This is a genomic window from Streptomyces sp. MZ04, assembly GCF_004684775.1.
Classification (GTDB): Bacteria; Actinomycetota; Actinomycetes; order Streptomycetales; family Streptomycetaceae; genus Streptomyces.
This window is the reverse complement of the sequence record NZ_SRIC01000192.1, coordinates 1-16,013: the sequence shown is the minus strand read 5'-3', so window position 1 is coordinate 16,013 and position 16,013 is coordinate 1. Positions and strand designations below refer to the sequence as shown.

At 69.0% G+C, this 16,013-nt stretch carries 21 protein-coding genes and 1 pseudogene; 14 read left to right on the top strand and 8 right to left on the bottom strand.

Annotated elements, in window-relative coordinates:
* The 4 genes and pseudogenes from E2651_RS45570 to E2651_RS30160 all read left to right on the top strand — a co-directional run.
* Nucleotides 1–161: pseudogene (locus tag E2651_RS45570) on the top strand (protein phosphatase); the annotation flags it as partial.
* A gap of 84 nt (nucleotides 162–245) precedes the next feature.
* Nucleotides 246–1,262, top strand: a complete 1,017-nt coding sequence (locus tag E2651_RS30170; RefSeq protein WP_135334419.1) for an aldo/keto reductase — start codon at nucleotides 246–248, stop codon at nucleotides 1,260–1,262.
* A 24-nt stretch (nucleotides 1,263–1,286) separates the two neighbouring features.
* A complete protein-coding gene (locus E2651_RS30165; RefSeq protein WP_135334418.1) occupies nucleotides 1,287–1,868 on the top strand; it encodes a TetR family transcriptional regulator in 582 nt (193 codons plus the stop codon).
* Between the two features lie 84 nt (nucleotides 1,869–1,952).
* Nucleotides 1,953–2,597, top strand: coding sequence for a LysE family translocator (locus tag E2651_RS30160; RefSeq protein ID WP_135334417.1), 645 nt, complete (start codon nucleotides 1,953–1,955; stop codon nucleotides 2,595–2,597).
* Nucleotides 2,598–2,629: 32 nt separating this feature from the next.
* Here the strand turns inward: E2651_RS30160 and E2651_RS30155 are convergent, their stop codons facing one another.
* Together E2651_RS30155 and E2651_RS30150 are read right to left on the bottom strand one after the other, a co-directional pair.
* Nucleotides 2,630–2,836 (bottom strand): hypothetical protein, encoded by a 207-nt coding sequence (locus tag E2651_RS30155; RefSeq protein ID WP_135334416.1) that lies wholly within the window; start codon nucleotides 2,834–2,836, stop codon nucleotides 2,630–2,632.
* Nucleotides 2,837–2,932: 96 nt separating this feature from the next.
* Nucleotides 2,933–4,312 (bottom strand): glycine--tRNA ligase, encoded by a 1,380-nt coding sequence (locus tag E2651_RS30150; protein ID WP_135334415.1) that lies wholly within the window; start codon nucleotides 4,310–4,312, stop codon nucleotides 2,933–2,935.
* 144 nt (nucleotides 4,313–4,456) lie between these two features.
* Between E2651_RS30150 and E2651_RS30145 the strand changes: the two genes are divergently transcribed.
* From E2651_RS30145 to E2651_RS30130, 4 genes are all read left to right on the top strand, one after another.
* Entirely contained in the window at nucleotides 4,457–5,434 is a 978-nt protein-coding gene (locus tag E2651_RS30145) for a metal ABC transporter substrate-binding protein (RefSeq protein WP_135334414.1), read from the top strand.
* Nucleotides 5,435–5,466: 32 nt separating this feature from the next.
* Nucleotides 5,467–6,300: a metal ABC transporter ATP-binding protein gene (locus E2651_RS30140; RefSeq protein ID WP_135334413.1), complete on the top strand. Its 834-nt coding sequence runs from the start codon at nucleotides 5,467–5,469 to the stop codon at nucleotides 6,298–6,300.
* A gap of 2 nt (nucleotides 6,301–6,302) precedes the next feature.
* Complete coding sequence (locus E2651_RS30135; RefSeq protein WP_135334412.1) at nucleotides 6,303–7,199, top strand: metal ABC transporter permease; 897 nt, start codon at nucleotides 6,303–6,305, stop codon at nucleotides 7,197–7,199.
* An 80-nt stretch (nucleotides 7,200–7,279) separates the two neighbouring features.
* Nucleotides 7,280–7,699, top strand: coding sequence for a transcriptional repressor (locus E2651_RS30130; protein WP_135334411.1), 420 nt, complete (start codon nucleotides 7,280–7,282; stop codon nucleotides 7,697–7,699).
* A 73-nt stretch (nucleotides 7,700–7,772) separates the two neighbouring features.
* On the opposite strand, the gene E2651_RS30125 is transcribed toward E2651_RS30130, so the two are convergent.
* The 3 genes from E2651_RS30125 to E2651_RS30115 are packed head-to-tail and all read right to left on the bottom strand — an operon-like array spanning nucleotide 7,773 to nucleotide 10,918.
* On the bottom strand, nucleotides 7,773–8,600 hold the full coding sequence (locus E2651_RS30125) for an isoprenyl transferase (protein WP_135334410.1): 828 nt from the start codon (nucleotides 8,598–8,600) through the stop codon (nucleotides 7,773–7,775).
* A 38-nt stretch (nucleotides 8,601–8,638) separates the two neighbouring features.
* Complete coding sequence (gene recO, locus E2651_RS30120; RefSeq protein ID WP_135334409.1) at nucleotides 8,639–9,391, bottom strand: DNA repair protein RecO; 753 nt, start codon at nucleotides 9,389–9,391, stop codon at nucleotides 8,639–8,641.
* A gap of 54 nt (nucleotides 9,392–9,445) precedes the next feature.
* Complete coding sequence (locus E2651_RS30115; protein WP_135334408.1) at nucleotides 9,446–10,918, bottom strand: membrane-associated oxidoreductase; 1,473 nt, start codon at nucleotides 10,916–10,918, stop codon at nucleotides 9,446–9,448.
* 72 nt (nucleotides 10,919–10,990) lie between these two features.
* On the opposite strand from E2651_RS30115, the gene E2651_RS30110 reads away from it, so the two are divergent.
* Nucleotides 10,991–11,668: an AIM24 family protein gene (locus tag E2651_RS30110; RefSeq protein ID WP_135334407.1), complete on the top strand. Its 678-nt coding sequence runs from the start codon at nucleotides 10,991–10,993 to the stop codon at nucleotides 11,666–11,668.
* A gap of 26 nt (nucleotides 11,669–11,694) precedes the next feature.
* Here E2651_RS30110 and E2651_RS30105 read toward each other — a convergent pair whose 3' ends face one another.
* Nucleotides 11,695–11,913, bottom strand: a complete 219-nt coding sequence (locus E2651_RS30105) for a hypothetical protein (RefSeq protein ID WP_135334406.1) — start codon at nucleotides 11,911–11,913, stop codon at nucleotides 11,695–11,697.
* Complete coding sequence (locus E2651_RS30100; RefSeq protein ID WP_135334405.1) at nucleotides 11,910–12,131, bottom strand: hypothetical protein; 222 nt, start codon at nucleotides 12,129–12,131, stop codon at nucleotides 11,910–11,912. Before E2651_RS30100 ends, E2651_RS30105 begins: the two co-directional genes overlap by 4 nt.
* Before the next feature lie 118 nt (nucleotides 12,132–12,249).
* On the opposite strand from E2651_RS30100, the gene E2651_RS30095 reads away from it, so the two are divergent.
* From E2651_RS30095 to E2651_RS30080, 4 genes are read left to right on the top strand one after another with little or no spacing between them, the layout of a single operon-like run.
* Nucleotides 12,250–13,083, top strand: a complete 834-nt coding sequence (locus tag E2651_RS30095) for a helix-turn-helix transcriptional regulator (RefSeq protein WP_135334404.1) — start codon at nucleotides 12,250–12,252, stop codon at nucleotides 13,081–13,083.
* On the top strand, nucleotides 13,065–13,337 hold the full coding sequence (locus E2651_RS30090) for a DUF397 domain-containing protein (protein ID WP_135334403.1): 273 nt from the start codon (nucleotides 13,065–13,067) through the stop codon (nucleotides 13,335–13,337). The genes E2651_RS30095 and E2651_RS30090 overlap by 19 nt, the downstream gene beginning before the upstream one ends.
* Before the next feature lie 27 nt (nucleotides 13,338–13,364).
* Nucleotides 13,365–14,108 (top strand): GAF and ANTAR domain-containing protein, encoded by a 744-nt coding sequence (locus E2651_RS30085; RefSeq protein WP_135334402.1) that lies wholly within the window; start codon nucleotides 13,365–13,367, stop codon nucleotides 14,106–14,108.
* 12 nt (nucleotides 14,109–14,120) lie between these two features.
* Nucleotides 14,121–14,849 (top strand): ANTAR domain-containing protein, encoded by a 729-nt coding sequence (locus E2651_RS30080; protein ID WP_135334401.1) that lies wholly within the window; start codon nucleotides 14,121–14,123, stop codon nucleotides 14,847–14,849.
* Nucleotides 14,850–14,869: 20 nt separating this feature from the next.
* On the opposite strand, the gene E2651_RS30075 is transcribed toward E2651_RS30080, so the two are convergent.
* Nucleotides 14,870–15,442 (bottom strand): class I SAM-dependent methyltransferase, encoded by a 573-nt coding sequence (locus E2651_RS30075; protein WP_135334400.1) that lies wholly within the window; start codon nucleotides 15,440–15,442, stop codon nucleotides 14,870–14,872.
* 39 nt (nucleotides 15,443–15,481) lie between these two features.
* Here E2651_RS30075 and E2651_RS30070 point away from each other — a divergent pair, with 39 nt between their 5' ends.
* Nucleotides 15,482–15,967 (top strand): GNAT family N-acetyltransferase, encoded by a 486-nt coding sequence (locus tag E2651_RS30070; protein WP_135334399.1) that lies wholly within the window; start codon nucleotides 15,482–15,484, stop codon nucleotides 15,965–15,967.
* Nucleotides 15,968–16,013 lie beyond the last annotated feature (46 nt).

Genomic DNA, 16,013 nt, shown 5'->3' with positions numbered 1-16,013 from the left:
CGTGCGGTGGCGGGAAGGGGCGCACGGGGACGGCGCTGGCCTGCATCGCGGTGCTTGATGGGGTGCCCAGCGGTGACGCGGTCGCGTATGTGCGGGAGCACTATGCGGCGCGTGCGGTCGAGACTCCTTGGCAGAGGCGGTTCGTGACGAGGTTCCACTGAGGGTTTCCGGCAAGACTCCACCCGAATGACAAATGACAGATGACAGATATTGAAATCTGTCATCTGTCATGGCATCGTAGAGGCATGCGCACTCTCCCCCTCGGAACCACCGGCCCCCACACCTCCGCCCTCGGCCTCGGCGCCATGGGCATGTCCGCCCTTTACGGCGAAGCCGACCGCGCGGAGTCCATCGCGACCATCCACGCCGCCCTCGAAGCGGGCGTCACCCTCATCGACACCGGCGACTTCTACGCCATGGGGCACAACGAGATGCTGATCGGCGAAGCCCTGCGGACCGCGCCCGCCGCGCACCGCGAACAGGCCCTCACCAGCGTCAAGTTCGGCGCCGTCCGCGACCCGGACGGCGGCTGGTCCGGCTACGACGGACGCCCCGCCTCCGTCAAGAACTTCGCCGCGTACTCCCTCCAGCGGCTCGGCGTCGACCACATCGACGTCTACCGCATCGCCCGCATCGACCCCGACGTGCCGGTCGAGGAGACCATCGGCGCGATCGCCGAGCTCGTCGAGAAGGGGCACGTCCGCCACATCGGGCTCTCGGAGGTCGGCGCCGACACCATCCGCCGCGCGGCGGCCACGGCCCCCATCTCCGACCTGCAGATCGAGTACTCGCTCATCTCACGCGGCATCGAGAACCAGATCCTGCCGACCGTCAGCGAGCTCGGCATCGGCGTCACCGCCTACGGAGTCCTCTCCCGCGGCCTGATCTCCGGCCACTTCACCCGCGACCGGCAGCTGGGCGCGAACGACTTCCGCGCCATGAGCCCCCGCTTCCAGGGCGAGAACCTGGACCGCAACCTCGACCTGGTCGACGCCCTGCGCAAGATCGCCGAACAGAAGGGCGTGAGCGTCGCGCAGACCGCCATCGCCTGGGTCCTCGCCCAGGGCCCCCGGCACGACGCCACCATCGTCCCGCTGGTCGGCGCCCGCCGCCGCGACCGTCTGACCGAGGCGCTCGGCGCGCTCGACGTGACGCTGGACGCGGCCGACCTCGCCGCGATCGAACAGGCCGTCCCCGCGGGAGCCGCATCCGGCGCGCGTTACCCGGAGGCTCAGATGGCACACCTCGACAGCGAGCGCTGATCCACCCCAGGTACGGTCGATGTCATGGCAACCGGCACCCTGACCCCCGAGCGCATCCTCGAAGCGACCGAGGACATGCTGCGCCGCCACGGCGCGGCGAAGGCCACGGTCGTGGACGTGGCCCGCGCGCTGGGGGTCAGCCACGGCACGGTGTACCGCCACTTCCGTACGAAGGCGGCCCTGCGGGAGGCGGTCACCCAGCGCTGGCTCGACCGCACCTCCGAGTCCCTGTCCGGCATCGTCACCGGCACCGAGCCCCCCGAGGCGAAGCTCCGGGCCTGGCTTGCGGGCCTGTTCGAAGCGAAACAACACAAGGCGGGCGACGACCCCGAACTGTTCGCCACGTACACGGTGTTGACGGGCGAGAACAGCGGAGTGGTGGACCGCCACATCACGGACCTCACCGACCAGCTCGCCACGATCCTCCAAGAGGGGATCACCCAGGGCACGTTCACGGCCACCGACCCCGCGTCCACGGCCCGCGCAGTCTTCGACGCCACCAACCGCTTCCACGACCCGGCGTACGCAGGCGAATGGTCAAAGCCCGGCATCGAAGCCGCTTTCACGGCAGTGGTCGACCTGGTACTGCGCGGCCTGCGCCCGTAGCGGCGGTGGCGGGCCTGGAGCAGATCCTCCACCGTCTGCTTCCATGGCCCCTCAGCCACAACCATGGAAGCAGGTGACGGGCACATGGTGTCCACAGACCGCGTTCTCGCGTTCGCCGCGATGTCGCTTCTGGTGATCGTGATTCCCGGTCCGAGCGTGTTGTTCGTGGTCGGCAGGGCCCTTGCGCACGGGCGCCGTACGGCACTTGCGACGGTCCTCGGCAACTTGATCGGGTCGTACGTCCTCGTGGTCGCCGTCGCGTGGGGCCTCGGCGCGCTGGTGGCCACCTCCGCGGCCGTGCTCATGGGCGTGAAGCTGGCGGGGGCCTTGTATCTCGTCTATCTGGGCGTGCAGGCGTTCCGGCACCGCAAGGAGATGCGCGTGGCGGCCATGGACGCGCCTGCGGGTGAGCGGCGCGGTGATCTGCGTACGGTCGCCGACGGGGTTTTCGTGGGTGTCACCAACCCCAAGGGCATCGTCTTCTTCGCCGCGGTGCTGCCGCAGTTCGTCGACCACTCGGCGGGCCATGTCCCGCTCCAGATGATGGTGTTGGGTCTTGTCCCGGTCGCCATCGGCCTGATCACGGACACCCTGTGGGGCCTGTGCGCCTCGGCGGCCCGGTCCTGGTTCGCACGCTCGGACCGCCGCCTCTCGATGGTCGGCGGGGCAGGCGGCTTCGCGATGATCGGCCTGGGCGTCACGGTGGCGGCGACGGGCCGCGCCGACTAAGGCACCGACTAAGGCACCGGCTAAGGCACCGGCTAAGGCACCGAAGGATCCACCGTGGCCTGATGCTCCTCGGCGAGGTGTTCCTCCGCCTTGAGCCATGGCAGGAACTGCACCTTTCTGCCCCAGCCGCACGTGTCGCAGCTCAACTGCCGCTGGACGCCTGCCTTTTGCACGTGCACGACATGCTCGCGTCCGTGCTGGTCCCATCTGCTGACCTTGCTCGTGGTCATCGAAGGCATGGCGAACAGTGTGCAGCAGAAGCCCCCGGTTCCGTACCCGGAACCGGGGGCTTCTTTCAAGCTTCACTCAGAGATTGTCAGAACCGCGCCAGGGCGTCAGCAGCCCACCAGGCGGCTGGCCAGGTAGCCCTCGATCTGGTCGAGGGAAACCCGCTCCTGCTTCATCGAGTCGCGCTCGCGCACCGTCACCGCGTTGTCGTCCAGGGTGTCGAAGTCGACCGTCACGCAGTACGGCGTGCCGATCTCGTCCTGGCGGCGGTAGCGGCGGCCGATGGCGCCCGCGTCGTCGAACTCGATGTTCCAGTTCTGGCGGAGGGCGGTGGCGAGGCCCTTGGCCTTCGGGGACAGCTCCGGGTTGCGGGAGAGGGGCAGGACCGCCACCTTCACCGGGGCGATGCGGTGGTCGAAGCGCATCACCGTGCGCTTCTCCAGCTTGCCCTTGGCGTTGGGGGCCTCGTCCTCGATGTAGGAGTCGAGCAAGAACGCCAGCATCGTGCGGCCCACGCCCGCCGCCGGCTCGATGACGTACGGAGTCCAGCGCTCGCCGGCCTCCTGGTCGAAGTAGGACAGGTCCTGGCCCGACGCCTTGGAGTGCGCGGAGAGGTCGTAGTCCGTGCGGTTGGCTACGCCCTCCAGCTCGCCCCACTCGCTGCCGCCGAAGCGGAAGCGGTACTCGATGTCAGCGGTGCGCTTGGAGTAGTGGGAGAGCTTCTCGGCCGGGTGCTCGTACCAGCGCATGTTCTCCTCGCGCAGGCCCAGGCCGGTGTACCAGTTCCAGCGCTGCTCCATCCAGTACTCCTGCCACTTCTCGTCCTCGCCCGGCTTGACGAAGAACTCCATCTCCATCTGCTCGAACTCGCGGGTCCGGAAGATGAAGTTGCCGGGCGTGATCTCGTTGCGGAAGGACTTGCCCATCTGCGCGATGCCGAACGGCGGCTTCTTGCGCGAAGTCTGCTGGACCTGGGCGAAGTTGGTGAAGATGCCCTGCGCGGTCTCGGGGCGCAGGTAGGCGACGGAGCCGCTGTCCTGCGTGGGGCCGAGGTGCGTGGAGAGCATGCCCGAGAACTGCTTGGGCTCGGTGAACTGGCCCTTGGTGCCACAGTTCGGGCAGTTGACGTCCGCCAGACTCTCGGGCGGACGGCCGTGCTTGGCCTCGTACGCCTCTTCCAGGTGGTCGGCGCGGTGCCGCTTGTGGCAGGAGAGGCACTCGGTCAACGGGTCGGAGAACGTGGCGACGTGACCGGAGGCCTGCCAGACCTCCGTGGCCAGGATCACCGACGAGTCGATTCCGACGACGTCCTCGCGCGAAGTGACCATGTAGCGCCACCACTGGCGCTTGAGGTTCTCCTTGAGCTCGACGCCGAGCGGCCCGTAATCCCAGGCGGCACGCTGGCCGCCGTAGATCTCACTGCACGGGTAAACAAAGCCACGGCGCTTGCTCAGGCTGACGATGCTGTCGATCTTGTCGGCGGCCACGGTGCTCTCTTCATTACGACGGTGGGCGAAGCGAATGCTTCAGGTTACCGGCGGCCTTACCCCCCTAATCAAATCGGTTCCCGGTCCACCGCACATCGGACGGCTAGTTGACAATCGTTTCCAGATTTGTTGAAAATGAGTGTCATGAACGTACGTCGCCTCATACCCACCGCAGCCATCGCCTCCGCCACGGTCCTCGGCCTCACGGCCCTCTCCGCCTGCTCGTCCTCCGAAGCCGCGGACAAGAACGGTGACGGCACGCTGAACGTGGTCGCGTCGTTCTACCCCATGCAGTTCCTGGCCCAGGAGATCGGCGGCGACCACGTCTCCGTGGAGACCCTGACCGAGCCGGGCGTCGAGCCGCACGACCTGGAGCTCAGCCCGAAGCAGACCGCCTCGCTCGGCGAAGCGGACATGATCCTCTACCTCAAGAGCATCCAGCCCGCCGTCGACGACGCCATCGGCCAGTCCGGCGTGGAGAACACCGTGGACGCCGCGACGCTCACCAAGCTCGAGCAGCACGGCACCGAAGTCGGCCACGACCACGGCGACGAGCACGGCGAAGAGCACTCCGACGAGGGCGAAGGCGAAGGCGAAGCCGGCGCCGACCCGCACATCTGGCTCGACCCGGTGAAGTACGCCGAGGTCGCCGAAGGCGTCGGAAAGGCCATGGAGAAGGCCGACCCGGACCACGCGAAGGCGTACAAGAAGAACACCAAGGACCTGGTCGAGAAGCTGGACGCCCTGAACACGAAGTTCGAGGACGGCCTGAAGAACACGAAGACCAAGACCTTCATCACCACGCACTCCGCCTTCGGCTACCTCGCCGAGCGCTACGGCCTGGACCAGGAGGGCATCGCCGGCCTCGACCCCGAGTCGGACCCGAGCCCCGCCCGCATCAAGGAGCTCCAGGGCATCGCCAAGGAGGACGAGGTCTCCACGGTGTTCTTCGAGACGCTCGCCAGCGACAAGACCGCCAAGACCCTCGCGGGTGACGCGGGCCTCAAGACGGACGTCCTGGACCCCCTCGAGGGAATCACGGACAAGTCCAAGGGCGATGACTACATCGGGGTCATGGAGTCCAACCTCGCCGCCCTCGAGAAGGCCCTCGGCGCGAAGTGAACGTACGGCCAGCAGCATCGGAGGCGCACGCCATGGAAGCCACGGAAGCCATAGAAACCACGGAAACCACGGAAACCACGACCGGAGCGGACACCCCGCCCGTCATATCCGTGCGGACGGCCACGGCCACCCTCGGCGCGCGCCCCGTGCTGCGCGGCATCGACCTCGCGGTGCGGCGCGGCGAGGTCGTCGCCCTGCTCGGCGCGAACGGCTCGGGCAAGTCCACCGCCGTGCGCTCCGTCATCGGCCAGGTCCCGCTCACCGGCGGCGACATCAGCCTCTTCGGTACGCCCCTGAAGCGCTTCCGCCAGTGGTCCCGCATCGGCTACGTCCCGCAGCGCACCACGGCCGCCGGCGGCGTCCCCGCGACGATCCGCGAGGTCGTCTCGGCCGGGCGTCTTTCGCGTACGAAGCTGACGAAGCTGGGGTGGACGACCAAGGCGGACCGCGCGGCGGTCGACCGGGCCATCGAGCTCGTCGGGCTCGCCGACCGCGCCAAGGACTCCGTGAGCGCCCTCTCCGGCGGCCAGCACCAGCGGGTCCTGATCGCCCGCGCGCTCGCCTCCGAGCCCGAGCTGCTGATCATGGACGAGCCGATGGCGGGCGTCGACCTGGCCAGCCAGGAGATCCTCGCCCAGACCCTGCGCGAGCAGGTCGCGGCCGGTACGACGGTCCTGCTCGTGCTGCACGAGCTGGGCGCCCTGGAGCCGCTGATCGACCGCGCGGTCGTGCTGCGCGACGGCTGTGTGACGCACGACGGCCCGCCCCCGAAGGCCGTCGGCCAGCACGCCCTGCCCGGCCACGACCACGTACATCCGCACTCGGCCGACGAGCACGAGCCGATCCGCATGGGACTGCTGACCTGATCATGGAAATCCTCGAGACAGCATTCATGCAGCGGGCGCTGATCGCCGCCGTCCTGGTCGGCATCACGGCCCCCGCCATCGGCATCTACCTCGTCCAGCGCCGCCAGGCCCTGATGGGCGACGGCATCGGCCACATCGCCATGACGGGCGTCGGCCTCGGCTTCCTGCTCAATTCCAGCCCCGTGTGGATGGCGACGCTGATCGCGATCGTCGGCGCGGTGACGATGGAGCTGATCAGGGCGTACGGGAAGACGCGCGGCGACATCGCGCTCGCGATGCTCTTCTACGGCGGCATGGCGGGCGGTGTCCTGCTGATCAACCTCTCGGACACCGGCTCCAACGCGAACCTCTCCTCGTACCTCTTCGGCTCGCTCTCGACGGTCTCCGACTCGGACGTCACGGCGATCTGCCTGCTCGCGGCCTTTGTGGTCCTGGTCACGGTCGGCCTGCGCAAGCAGCTGTTCGCGGTGAGCCAGGACGAGGAGTTCGCGCGGGTGACTGGGCTGCCCGTGCGCGCGCTGAACCTCCTCATCGCGGTCACGGCGGCCGTGACGGTGACGGTCGCGATGCGCGTCGTGGGGCTGCTGCTGGTGAGCGCGCTGATGGTGGTGCCGGTCGCCGCGGCCCAGCAGATCACCCGCTCCTTCAAGGTGACCTTCGTCCTGTCGGTGGTCATCGGCACGGCCGTGACGCTGTCCGGCACGGTCACGTCGTACTACCAGGACGTGCCGCCCGGGGCGACGATCGTCCTGATGGCGATCGGTGTCTTCGTGGTCCTCACCGCCCTCGCGACCCCGCTCGCCCGGCGCCGGGCCAGGACCCTCGCGACGGCCGAGGCCGCGACCTGCACGGCGGAGGTCCCCGACCCCCGGCGCCCGACGGGCAAGGCCACCGTCTGAGAGTGAGCTGGCACAATGGCCGCACGGGGTATGACAGATGTGCGGGCGATCGTGCGAGTTTTTCAGTTTTGGAGGCACCTGTGACAACAGCTGCGGGACCCCCGGTACGAGGCCGGTCCACCAGGCAGCGCGCCGCGGTGGCGGCGGCCCTGGGCGAGGTGGACGAGTTCCGCAGTGCGCAGGATCTGCACGACATGCTCAAGCACAAGGGCGATTCGGTGGGCCTGACGACGGTCTACCGCACCCTGCAGTCCCTCGCCGACGCCGGCGAGGTCGACGTGCTGCGCACGGACGAGGGCGAGTCGGTCTACCGCCGCTGCTCCACCGGCGACCACCACCATCACCTGGTCTGCCGGGTGTGCGGCAAGGCGGTCGAGGTCGAGGGCCCGGCCGTCGAGAAGTGGGCCGAGCTGATCGCCGCGGAGCACGGGTATGTGAACGTGGCGCACACGGTGGAGATCTTCGGTACGTGTGCGGAGTGCGCGGACGCGAAGAAGTAGCCGTACGAAGCAGCAGTACGGACGAGGGGCCCGCACCGTCAGCGCGACGGTGCGGGCCCCTCGTCTCGTCCGTCTACGCCTGGCTGTCGGCGATCTGCTGCTCATTGGGGATCGCCTTGCCGAAGCGGCGGTCGCGCGAGGCGTATTCGAGGCAGGCACGCCACAGGTCGCGCCGGTCGAAGTCCGGCCACAGCACGTCCTGGAAGACCATCTCGGCGTAAGCGCTCTGCCAGAGAAGGTAGTTGGAGGTGCGCTGCTCGCCGCTCGGGCGGAGGAACAGGTCGACGTCCGGCATGTCCGGGTAGTACAGATACTTGGCGAAGGTCTTCTCACTCACCTTCGACGGGTCGAGCCGCCCCGCCTTCACGTCCTCGGCGAGCGCCTTCGCGGCGTCGGCGATCTCGGCGCGGCCGCCGTAGTTCATGCAGAAGTACAAGGTGAGCTTGTCATTGCCCTTGGTCTGCTCCTGGGAGATCTCCAGCTCCCTGGCGACCGACTTCCACAGCTTGGGCATGCGGCCCACCCAGCGCACCCGGATGCCGAGCTCGTCGAGCTGGTCGCGGGTCTTGCGGATGAAGTCGCGGTTGAAGTTCATCAGGAACTTCACCTCGTCCGGGGACCGCTTCCAGTTCTCGGTGGAGAAGGCGTAGAGCGAGATCGCCCCGACGCCCATCTCGATGCCGCCCTGCAGCACGTCGAGGACGCGCTCGGCGCCGACCTTGTGCCCCTCGGTGCGGGGCAGGCCGCGGTCCTTCGCCCACCGTCCGTTCCCGTCCATGACGATGGCGACATGCTTCGGCACCAGCTCGCCGGGGATCTTCGGCGGCCTGGCGCCCGAGGGGTGCGGCTCGGGGACCGTGTACTCACGGCGGGACCGTCCGAGGATTCCGCGTCGTGCCATGGGGGGCTCTCTCCTACCTAGCTGATCTCGATACGTGCTTACGTGCTTTTCTCTACGAACCGCAGAGAGCGGAGCCCACGCTCCAAGTGCCAGTGCAGATAGGCCGAAACGAGCCCGCTGCCTTCCCTGACGTGCCGCGCCTCGCACGCGTCCGCCGTCTCCCAGTCACCGGTGAGCAGCGCACCGAGCAGGTCGAGGGCTTCCGACGAGGGTACGACGCTGCCGGGCACCCGGCAGTCGACGCAGACGGATCCGCCCGCGGCCACGGAGAAGAACCGGTTCGGACCGGGCATTCCGCACTTGGCGCAGGAGCTGAAGCTGGGCGCGTAGCCGTTCACGGCGAGGGAGCGGAGCAGGAACGCGTCGAGGATGAGGTGCGGCTCGTGCTCGCCGCGGGCGAGGGTGCGCAGGCCGCCCACGAGCAGCAGATACTGCTGTACGGCGGGCTCGCCCTCATGGTCGGTGAACCGCTCGGCGGTCTCCAGCATGGCCGTGCCCGCGGTGTAGCGCGCGTAGTCGGTGACGATCCCGCCACCGTATGCGGCGATGGTCTCACTCTGCGTACACAACGGAAGCCCGCGGCCGATGAGTTCGCTGCCGCGCGCGAAGAACTGCACGTCGACATGGGAGAAGGGCTCGAGCCGCGCCCCGAACTTGGACTTGGTCCGCCGCACGCCACGGGCGACGGCACGCACCCGTCCGTGACCGCGAGTGAGCAGCGTGATGATGCGGTCCGCTTCACCCAGCTTCTGGGTGCGCAGCACGACGCCGTCATCACGGAACAGACTCATGGGTTCATTCTCGCGTACGGGGTCGGCACCCGTGGCCGGGGTCGCCGATCCCCGCTATTGACGGCTGATCGCCCGGGTGACGCCCGCCGCGATCGTCGTCGCCAGGGTCCAGCCCATGACGATCAGGGCGTACGAGAGCGACTGGTAGGCGCCCTGTGCGGCGTACGCCTGCTCCTGGCCGAAGCCGATGATGGGGAGCAGCAGGTCGAGCGTGTAGAAGAACGGGTCGAAGTCGGGTGCCTCGGCCGGTTTCAGTGCGTGTGGGTGGCGCGCGGCGTAGGTCACGGAACCTACGAGGAGGAGGGAGAGGAACCACAGGGCGGCGCGGCCGGGGCGGAAGCCGTAGCCGACGGTGAAGTCCTGGAGGTATCCCCAGGCTTTGGCGTACCAGGCCAGGGTGGTGCGGTGGCGGCGGTGTCTGGCCAGCAGGACGGTGCGGGCGGCCGCGTCGTCACCTATGCGGCGGTAGGCGGCGGCGATCTGCTCGTACGAGTACGGGACGTAGCCGTCGAAGTCCCGGTCCAGGACCGGCAGTCGACGCTCGGCGGGCTCGTGCGGGTGGAGCATGGAGTACGTCAGTCCGTCGAAGTGAACCTGTTCCGGCCAGGTCTCCGGGACGATGTACAGCAGGTCGAGCTGGGAGCGTCGCAGGCTGACGGAGCCCTCGATGGGAGCGGCCTCGCGGAACCACAGTTCGCCGACCATGAGGCTGCTCGCGCGCAGGGCCATTCCGCCCGGGTTGGACAGGCGCGCGTAGGACAGGTCGATTCGGCCCGGAATTCGGGCGCTCCGCAGGTTGATCAGGCCGTACGCGCTCAGTCGCATCGCGCGCAGGTCGGTCCCACCGCTGAGGTTCGACGCCTGCAGGGCCGTGCCGCCCGGATTGCTGAGCACCGCGTCGTCGAACGTGATGTTCCCGGCGACGACGGCGCCCGTGAGGCGGACGAGGCCGTGCGCGGTGAAGCCCCCGTCGGCCTGGAGGTCGCCGTCGACGGTGACGCGGTTGAGGGCGAGGACGGGCTCGGTGAGCCGCACGCCCTCCTCGCCCAGTTCCGCTCCGTCGAGGAAGACCGGCCCCGAGATCCGCGCGCCGCCGAGCCGGACGGGGCCCCGCACCCGGCACCCGCTCATGCGCAGGGAGCCGTCGACGCGCAGGGCGACGGCGTGCAGGCCGGGCAGCACGGACCGGCCCAGGTACAGCTGCCGCAGCTGCGCCCCGTACAGATCGAGTTCCTCGTCGAAGTAGCAGGCCCACAGGTGGACGGGTGCCGCCACCTCGGCGTACTGGAGGTCGAGCCGCCCGCTGATCCGCGCGCCGGTGAGCCGGAGCAGCGGCGTCTCGCCCGCCTGGCGCGGCCCGTCGAGGAGCAGCGCGCGGAGCACCTCGGCGCGCACGGTCCGTTCGGGCCCCCATTGCGCCCCGGAATCGGCCGCGGCACCGTCCGTGGGCCGCAGATCGACGGTGCGGCCACGCGCGTACGCCTCCCACACGCGCGCTTCGGTGGCGGTCAGCTCCATGCCGTCCATTCCCTGCTCTCCATCGGCGCGACAATGACTCGGGGTCTTCATTGGTGTCAACTGCCCTGACAAACTGCCCACATGAAGAGTGATCTGTTCTCCACCGAGCACATGGTGCAGCAGTCCGCCGTCCCGGGGATGACCCTGCAGAACGCCAAGTCGATCAAGTACGCGGTGAACGGCGAGATGCACGCCCGGCAGGGCGCGATGATCGCCTACCGCGGCAGCCTGCAGTTCGAGCGCAAGAGCCAGGGCGTGGGCGGCATGCTCAAGCGGGCGGTGACGGGCGAGGGGCTGCCGCTGATGGCGGTGCGCGGGCAGGGCGAGGCGTGGTTCGCGCACGAGGCGCAGAACTGCTTCATAGTCGACATCGAGCCGGGCGACGCGCTCACCGTCAACGGGCGCAACGTCCTGTGCTTCGACGCGACACTCTCGTACGAGATCAAGACGGTGAAGGGCGCGGGCGTCACCGGCGGCGGCCTCTTCAACAGCGTGTTCACCGGGTCCGGGCGGCTCGGCCTGGTCTGCGAGGGCAACCCGCTCGTCATCCCGGTCTCGCCGCAGCAGCCGGTGTACGTGGACACGGACGCGGTGGTCGGCTGGACGGCGGGCCTGGACACCTCGCTGCACCGCTCGCAGTCGATCGGCTCGATGATCAGGGGCGGTTCGGGGGAGGCGGTCCAGCTGATGTTGCAGGGCGAGGGATACGTCATCGTGCGCCCGAGCGAGGCGACGCCCGCCAAGCCGCAGCAACACTGAGCGCCTCGCTGGAACTGGGGGCTACGTCACAGCACTTCGCCCCGGCTCCGGGCATTCGCGTACGCCGTCGCGGCGCGGAGCCTCTCCGAGGTGGTGGCCGTCCTGAGCGCGTCCGGGGCGCAGTCCCACTCCCGGCCGCCGCCGAAGGGCCGTAGCTGGACGTAGGGACCCTCGTGGCCCATGACTCTGCCCACCTCTCCGGTGCGGGTGTCCACGGCGTACGTACCGATGGGGAGGGCATTCATGGCGCGACCCCCAGAGCGGCGGTCAGTCGGGCTGCCGTGTCGACGCGGCAGCCGCCCAATTCAATGATCGGGCAGGGCGCCTCACGGGCCAAAGATGTGGGGTCGATCCGCAATGAGGGCAACGTAATTCCCGCTCGCTCGAGTGCGGCGCGCAATTCTTTCATGGTTTCCTCCGCCTCTTCGACACAGACCGTCGCGTGTGTCTTGTTCTCAGCCATCGAGTGGTTCCCCTTTGCCGTCGGATCTCACTCTTCGCATCCCTACGGTGACGGAATCCACCTACAATCGGCAGGAGTCTGTCTCCTACAACTGCGGGGCAGAGACCGGGGGTTGGCTATGGCCAATGGTTCGAGGCAGGCGGCTTGGGAGTTCTTCGGGGCGGAGTTGAAGCGGCGGCGCGAGGACGCGGGGCTTACGCAGTCGGCGCTGGGGGTACGGGTTTTCGTATCCGGCGGATACATCGGCCAATTCGAACAGGCAATTCGGAAGCCGCAGTTGGATGTTGCGCAGCGGATCGATGAGGTTCTGCAATCCGACGGTATTTTCGAGCGGATGTGCCGGAAGCTGATCGATGACAGGCGGTACGCGGATTACTTCGCGGCGGTCGTGGAGTTGGAGGCGCTGGCGACGAGGATCTGTGAGTTCGCGCCCACGCTGGTTCCGGGCCTGCTGCAGACCGCCGCGTACGCCCGCGCGGTGACGGTGGCGGCCAACCCGTTCGTCACGGACGAGTACGTCGAGGACATCGTGACCGCCCGACTGGAGCGGGCGCGTGTCCTCAAGGACGCTACAAGGCCGGAGTATTGGGTGGTGCTGCACGAGAACGCGCTGTACATCCCGGTGGGCGGCCCGGCCGCCATGGCACAGCAGTTGGACCACGTGGCGGCGCTGATGCGCGAGCGGCAGGTGTTGGTGATGGTGCTTCCGTACGATGCGGGGGCGCACGCCACGATGGGCGGAATGCTGACGCTGATGGACTTCGAGGACGCGCCACCAACCGCCTATACAGAGACGTCGTTTTCGGGAACCCTCGTCGACGAACCGGCAGTGGTGGTGAGGGCACAGCGCGCATACGATCTGCTCAGGGGCGCCGCGCTGTCGCCGGAGGCGTCCCTCGCCCTGGTCGAATCGGCGGCTGAGGACTACAGACGATGCACGAGTACGACCTGAGCAACGCCTGCTGGCGCAAGAGCAGCTACAGCAACGGCGAAGGCGGCAGCTGCGTCGAGGTCACGTACGACTTCGTAGGCGCCCGCTGGCGAAAGAGCAGCTACAGCAACGGCGAGGGCGGCGACTGCGTCGAGGTAGCCGACGGAGTCCCCGGCATCATCCCCGTCCGGGACAGCAAGAACCCCCAGGGCCCCGCCCTCTTCATCCGCCCCGAAGCCTGGTCCGCGTTTGTCGCGGGGCAGCGAGCGGGATGATTCCAGGCCCCTGGAGGTGAGTGGGGCATGGCTGCTCCTCCGCGTGAGGAACGACTCTCGGCGGCGTTCGTCGAGCTCGCCGACACGCTCGTACGCGACTTCGATGTCATCGGGTTCCTGCACACGCTCGCCGAGCACTGCGTGGACTTACTGGACGTGTCCGCGGCCGGGGTGCTGCTGAGCACGCCGGGCGGCCAGGTGGTGGATGCCGCCGCATCGGACGAGCGGATCCGCGTACTGGAGATGAACGGCATCGAGTGGGGCGAGGGACCCTGCCGGGACTGCATCCTCGGCGGCGGCCTCCACGTGCCGGACGTGGCACTGGACACCGAGGCGGCCCGCATGCGGTGGCCGCGATTCGCGCCGCGTGCCGTGGAGTTGGGGCTGACGTCGGTGGTCGCGGCGCCGTTACGGCTGCACGACCAAGTCATCGGCGCGCTGAACCTGTTCCGGGACGAACCGGGTCCGCTGGACGCCCCCCAGTTACGGCTTGGCCAGGCGCTGGCGGACACCGCCACCATCGGTGTGCTGCAACAGCGGGCGGTGAGCGAGCAGATGGTAGTGACCGCACAACTTCAGTTGGCCCTGGACAGCCGGATCGTGATCGAGCAGGCCAAGGGGTATCTCGCGCACCGCCGCCGGACCGGGGTGGAGGAGGCGTTCACGGTGATGCGGCAGTACGCGAGGAGTCACAACGCGCGGCTGACCGACGTCGCCCGGCAGGTCCTGGAGGGCAAGGCCGACCCCGTGTTGCTGGACCCCGGACGCTGAGAGGTGAGGGCGGTGCCGATGCGCGCGATGGCGTCGTATCTGCGGGCACTGCACACGCACTCGGGTCCGGGTCTCGCCCCGCTGCCGCTGCGGGCGTGCGCGGAGGCGCTGGGCCTGGACGGTCTGGCGCTGCTCCTGGCCCGCGAGGGCAGTACGCCGGAACTGGTGCAGTCCTTCGGTGAACGCACCGGCGCGCTGGAGGATCTGCAACTCGTCCAGGGGCATGGTCCGAGCCGGGATGCCGCAGCGGACGGCGCGCTGCTCCTGATGCCGGATCTGCGCGATGTGACGGGCTTCGCCCTGGTGCGCTGGCCCGGTCTGCCCGGCGCGGTCGAAGAGCTGGGCGTCTCGGCCGTGTTCGCCTTCCCGCTGCGGATCGGAGTGATCGGGCTCGGGGCGCTCACGGGGCACCGCACGACGCCGGGGCCGCTGGGCACCGATCAGCTCGCGGCCGCGTTCGGTCTTGCCGACACGCTCGCCCAGGTGGTGATCACGCTCACGGCACGCCCCGTCCCCTCCTCGGGCCTGCTCCTGAAGGAGACCTCGCTGCACTTCGCGGAGGTCCACCAGGCCACGGGCATGCTGGCGGCACAGCTCGAGATCCCGTGCGCGCAGGCGTTGGTCCTCCTGCGCGCGTACGCCTACAGCCACAACCGCCGGCTGCTGTCGTGCGCCCGTGACGTCATCCAGCGGCGCCTGGACCTCGGCGACAAGGACGACAAGGACGACAAGGACGCGTGATCGCGGCGCTGCGCGCGGTGTCAGGGCTTGCGCGCCCTGAAGCGCAGGCCGCCGCTCTCCGGATGGCGGTCGACGACCGGCTCGGTGAAGCCGGCGGCCGTCAGCCGGGCGGGGAGGTCCGCGGGGACCAGGGTGTTCATCGTGTCGCGGAAGTGCAGCAGCCGGAAGCGCAGGCTCGGCTGGCTGTCGCTGCCGGCGAAGACGCCGCCGGGCCGCAGTACGCGGAACGCCTCGGCGAAGACGCGGTCCTGGAGGGCGTCGGTGGGCACGTGGTGCAGCATCGTGAAGCAGACGACGGACGAGTACGTCCCGTCCGGGAGCGGCAGGTCGGAGCCGTCCGCGTGCAGGATGCGGGCCCGGTCGCCCCACTCCCGCTCGAGCAGCCCCGCCGTGTCGCCGTCGATCTCTACGGCGGTGAGGCGGGGCACTTGGTCGACGAGTACGCGCAGATTGGCCCCGTACCCGGGACCGATCTCAAGGACGTCATCGCCGAGTTCGATGTCTTCGAGGGCCCAGGGAAGGAGGCGGTCCTTCACGGTCCGGGCCCATTCCTGGGAACTGCACAGCTTGCGGTGTGCTCGGTTCATCGGCATACGGCAACGCTAGGGCCGGCGCCGGGCTAGCGTTCGCGCATGCCCGAACTTCAACGCCTCCACCCCGACCACGCCCCGGCCCTGCTTGCCTTCGAGCAGGAGAACCGCGCGCACTTCGCCGAGTCGGTCCCCGACCGCGGCGACGCCTACTTCACCGATTTCGAAACCCGCCACGCATCCCTCCTCGCCGAACAGGCGGCCGGAGTCTGCCACTTCCACGTACTGGTGGGTGACGGCGGCGAGATCCTCGGCCGGGTCAACCTGATCGACGTGACGTCGGACGGCGAGGCCGAACTCGGCTACCGCATCGCGAAGAGCGCGGCGGGCAGGGGCCTGGCGACGCGGGCGGTACGCCAGGTGTGCGTACTGGCGGCCACGGAGTACGGCCTGCGCAGGCTGCGAGCTGAGACGACTCTCGACAACCCCGGCTCGCAGACGGTGCTGACGCGTACGGGATTCGCGGTGACGGGCGAACTGGAACTGGACGGCCGCGCGGGGCTCCGCTACGAACGGCAACTCCCCTGAGCCCGTCGCGGAGGGCGGCTCACCCCACCCCCCGCGACTCCTGCCC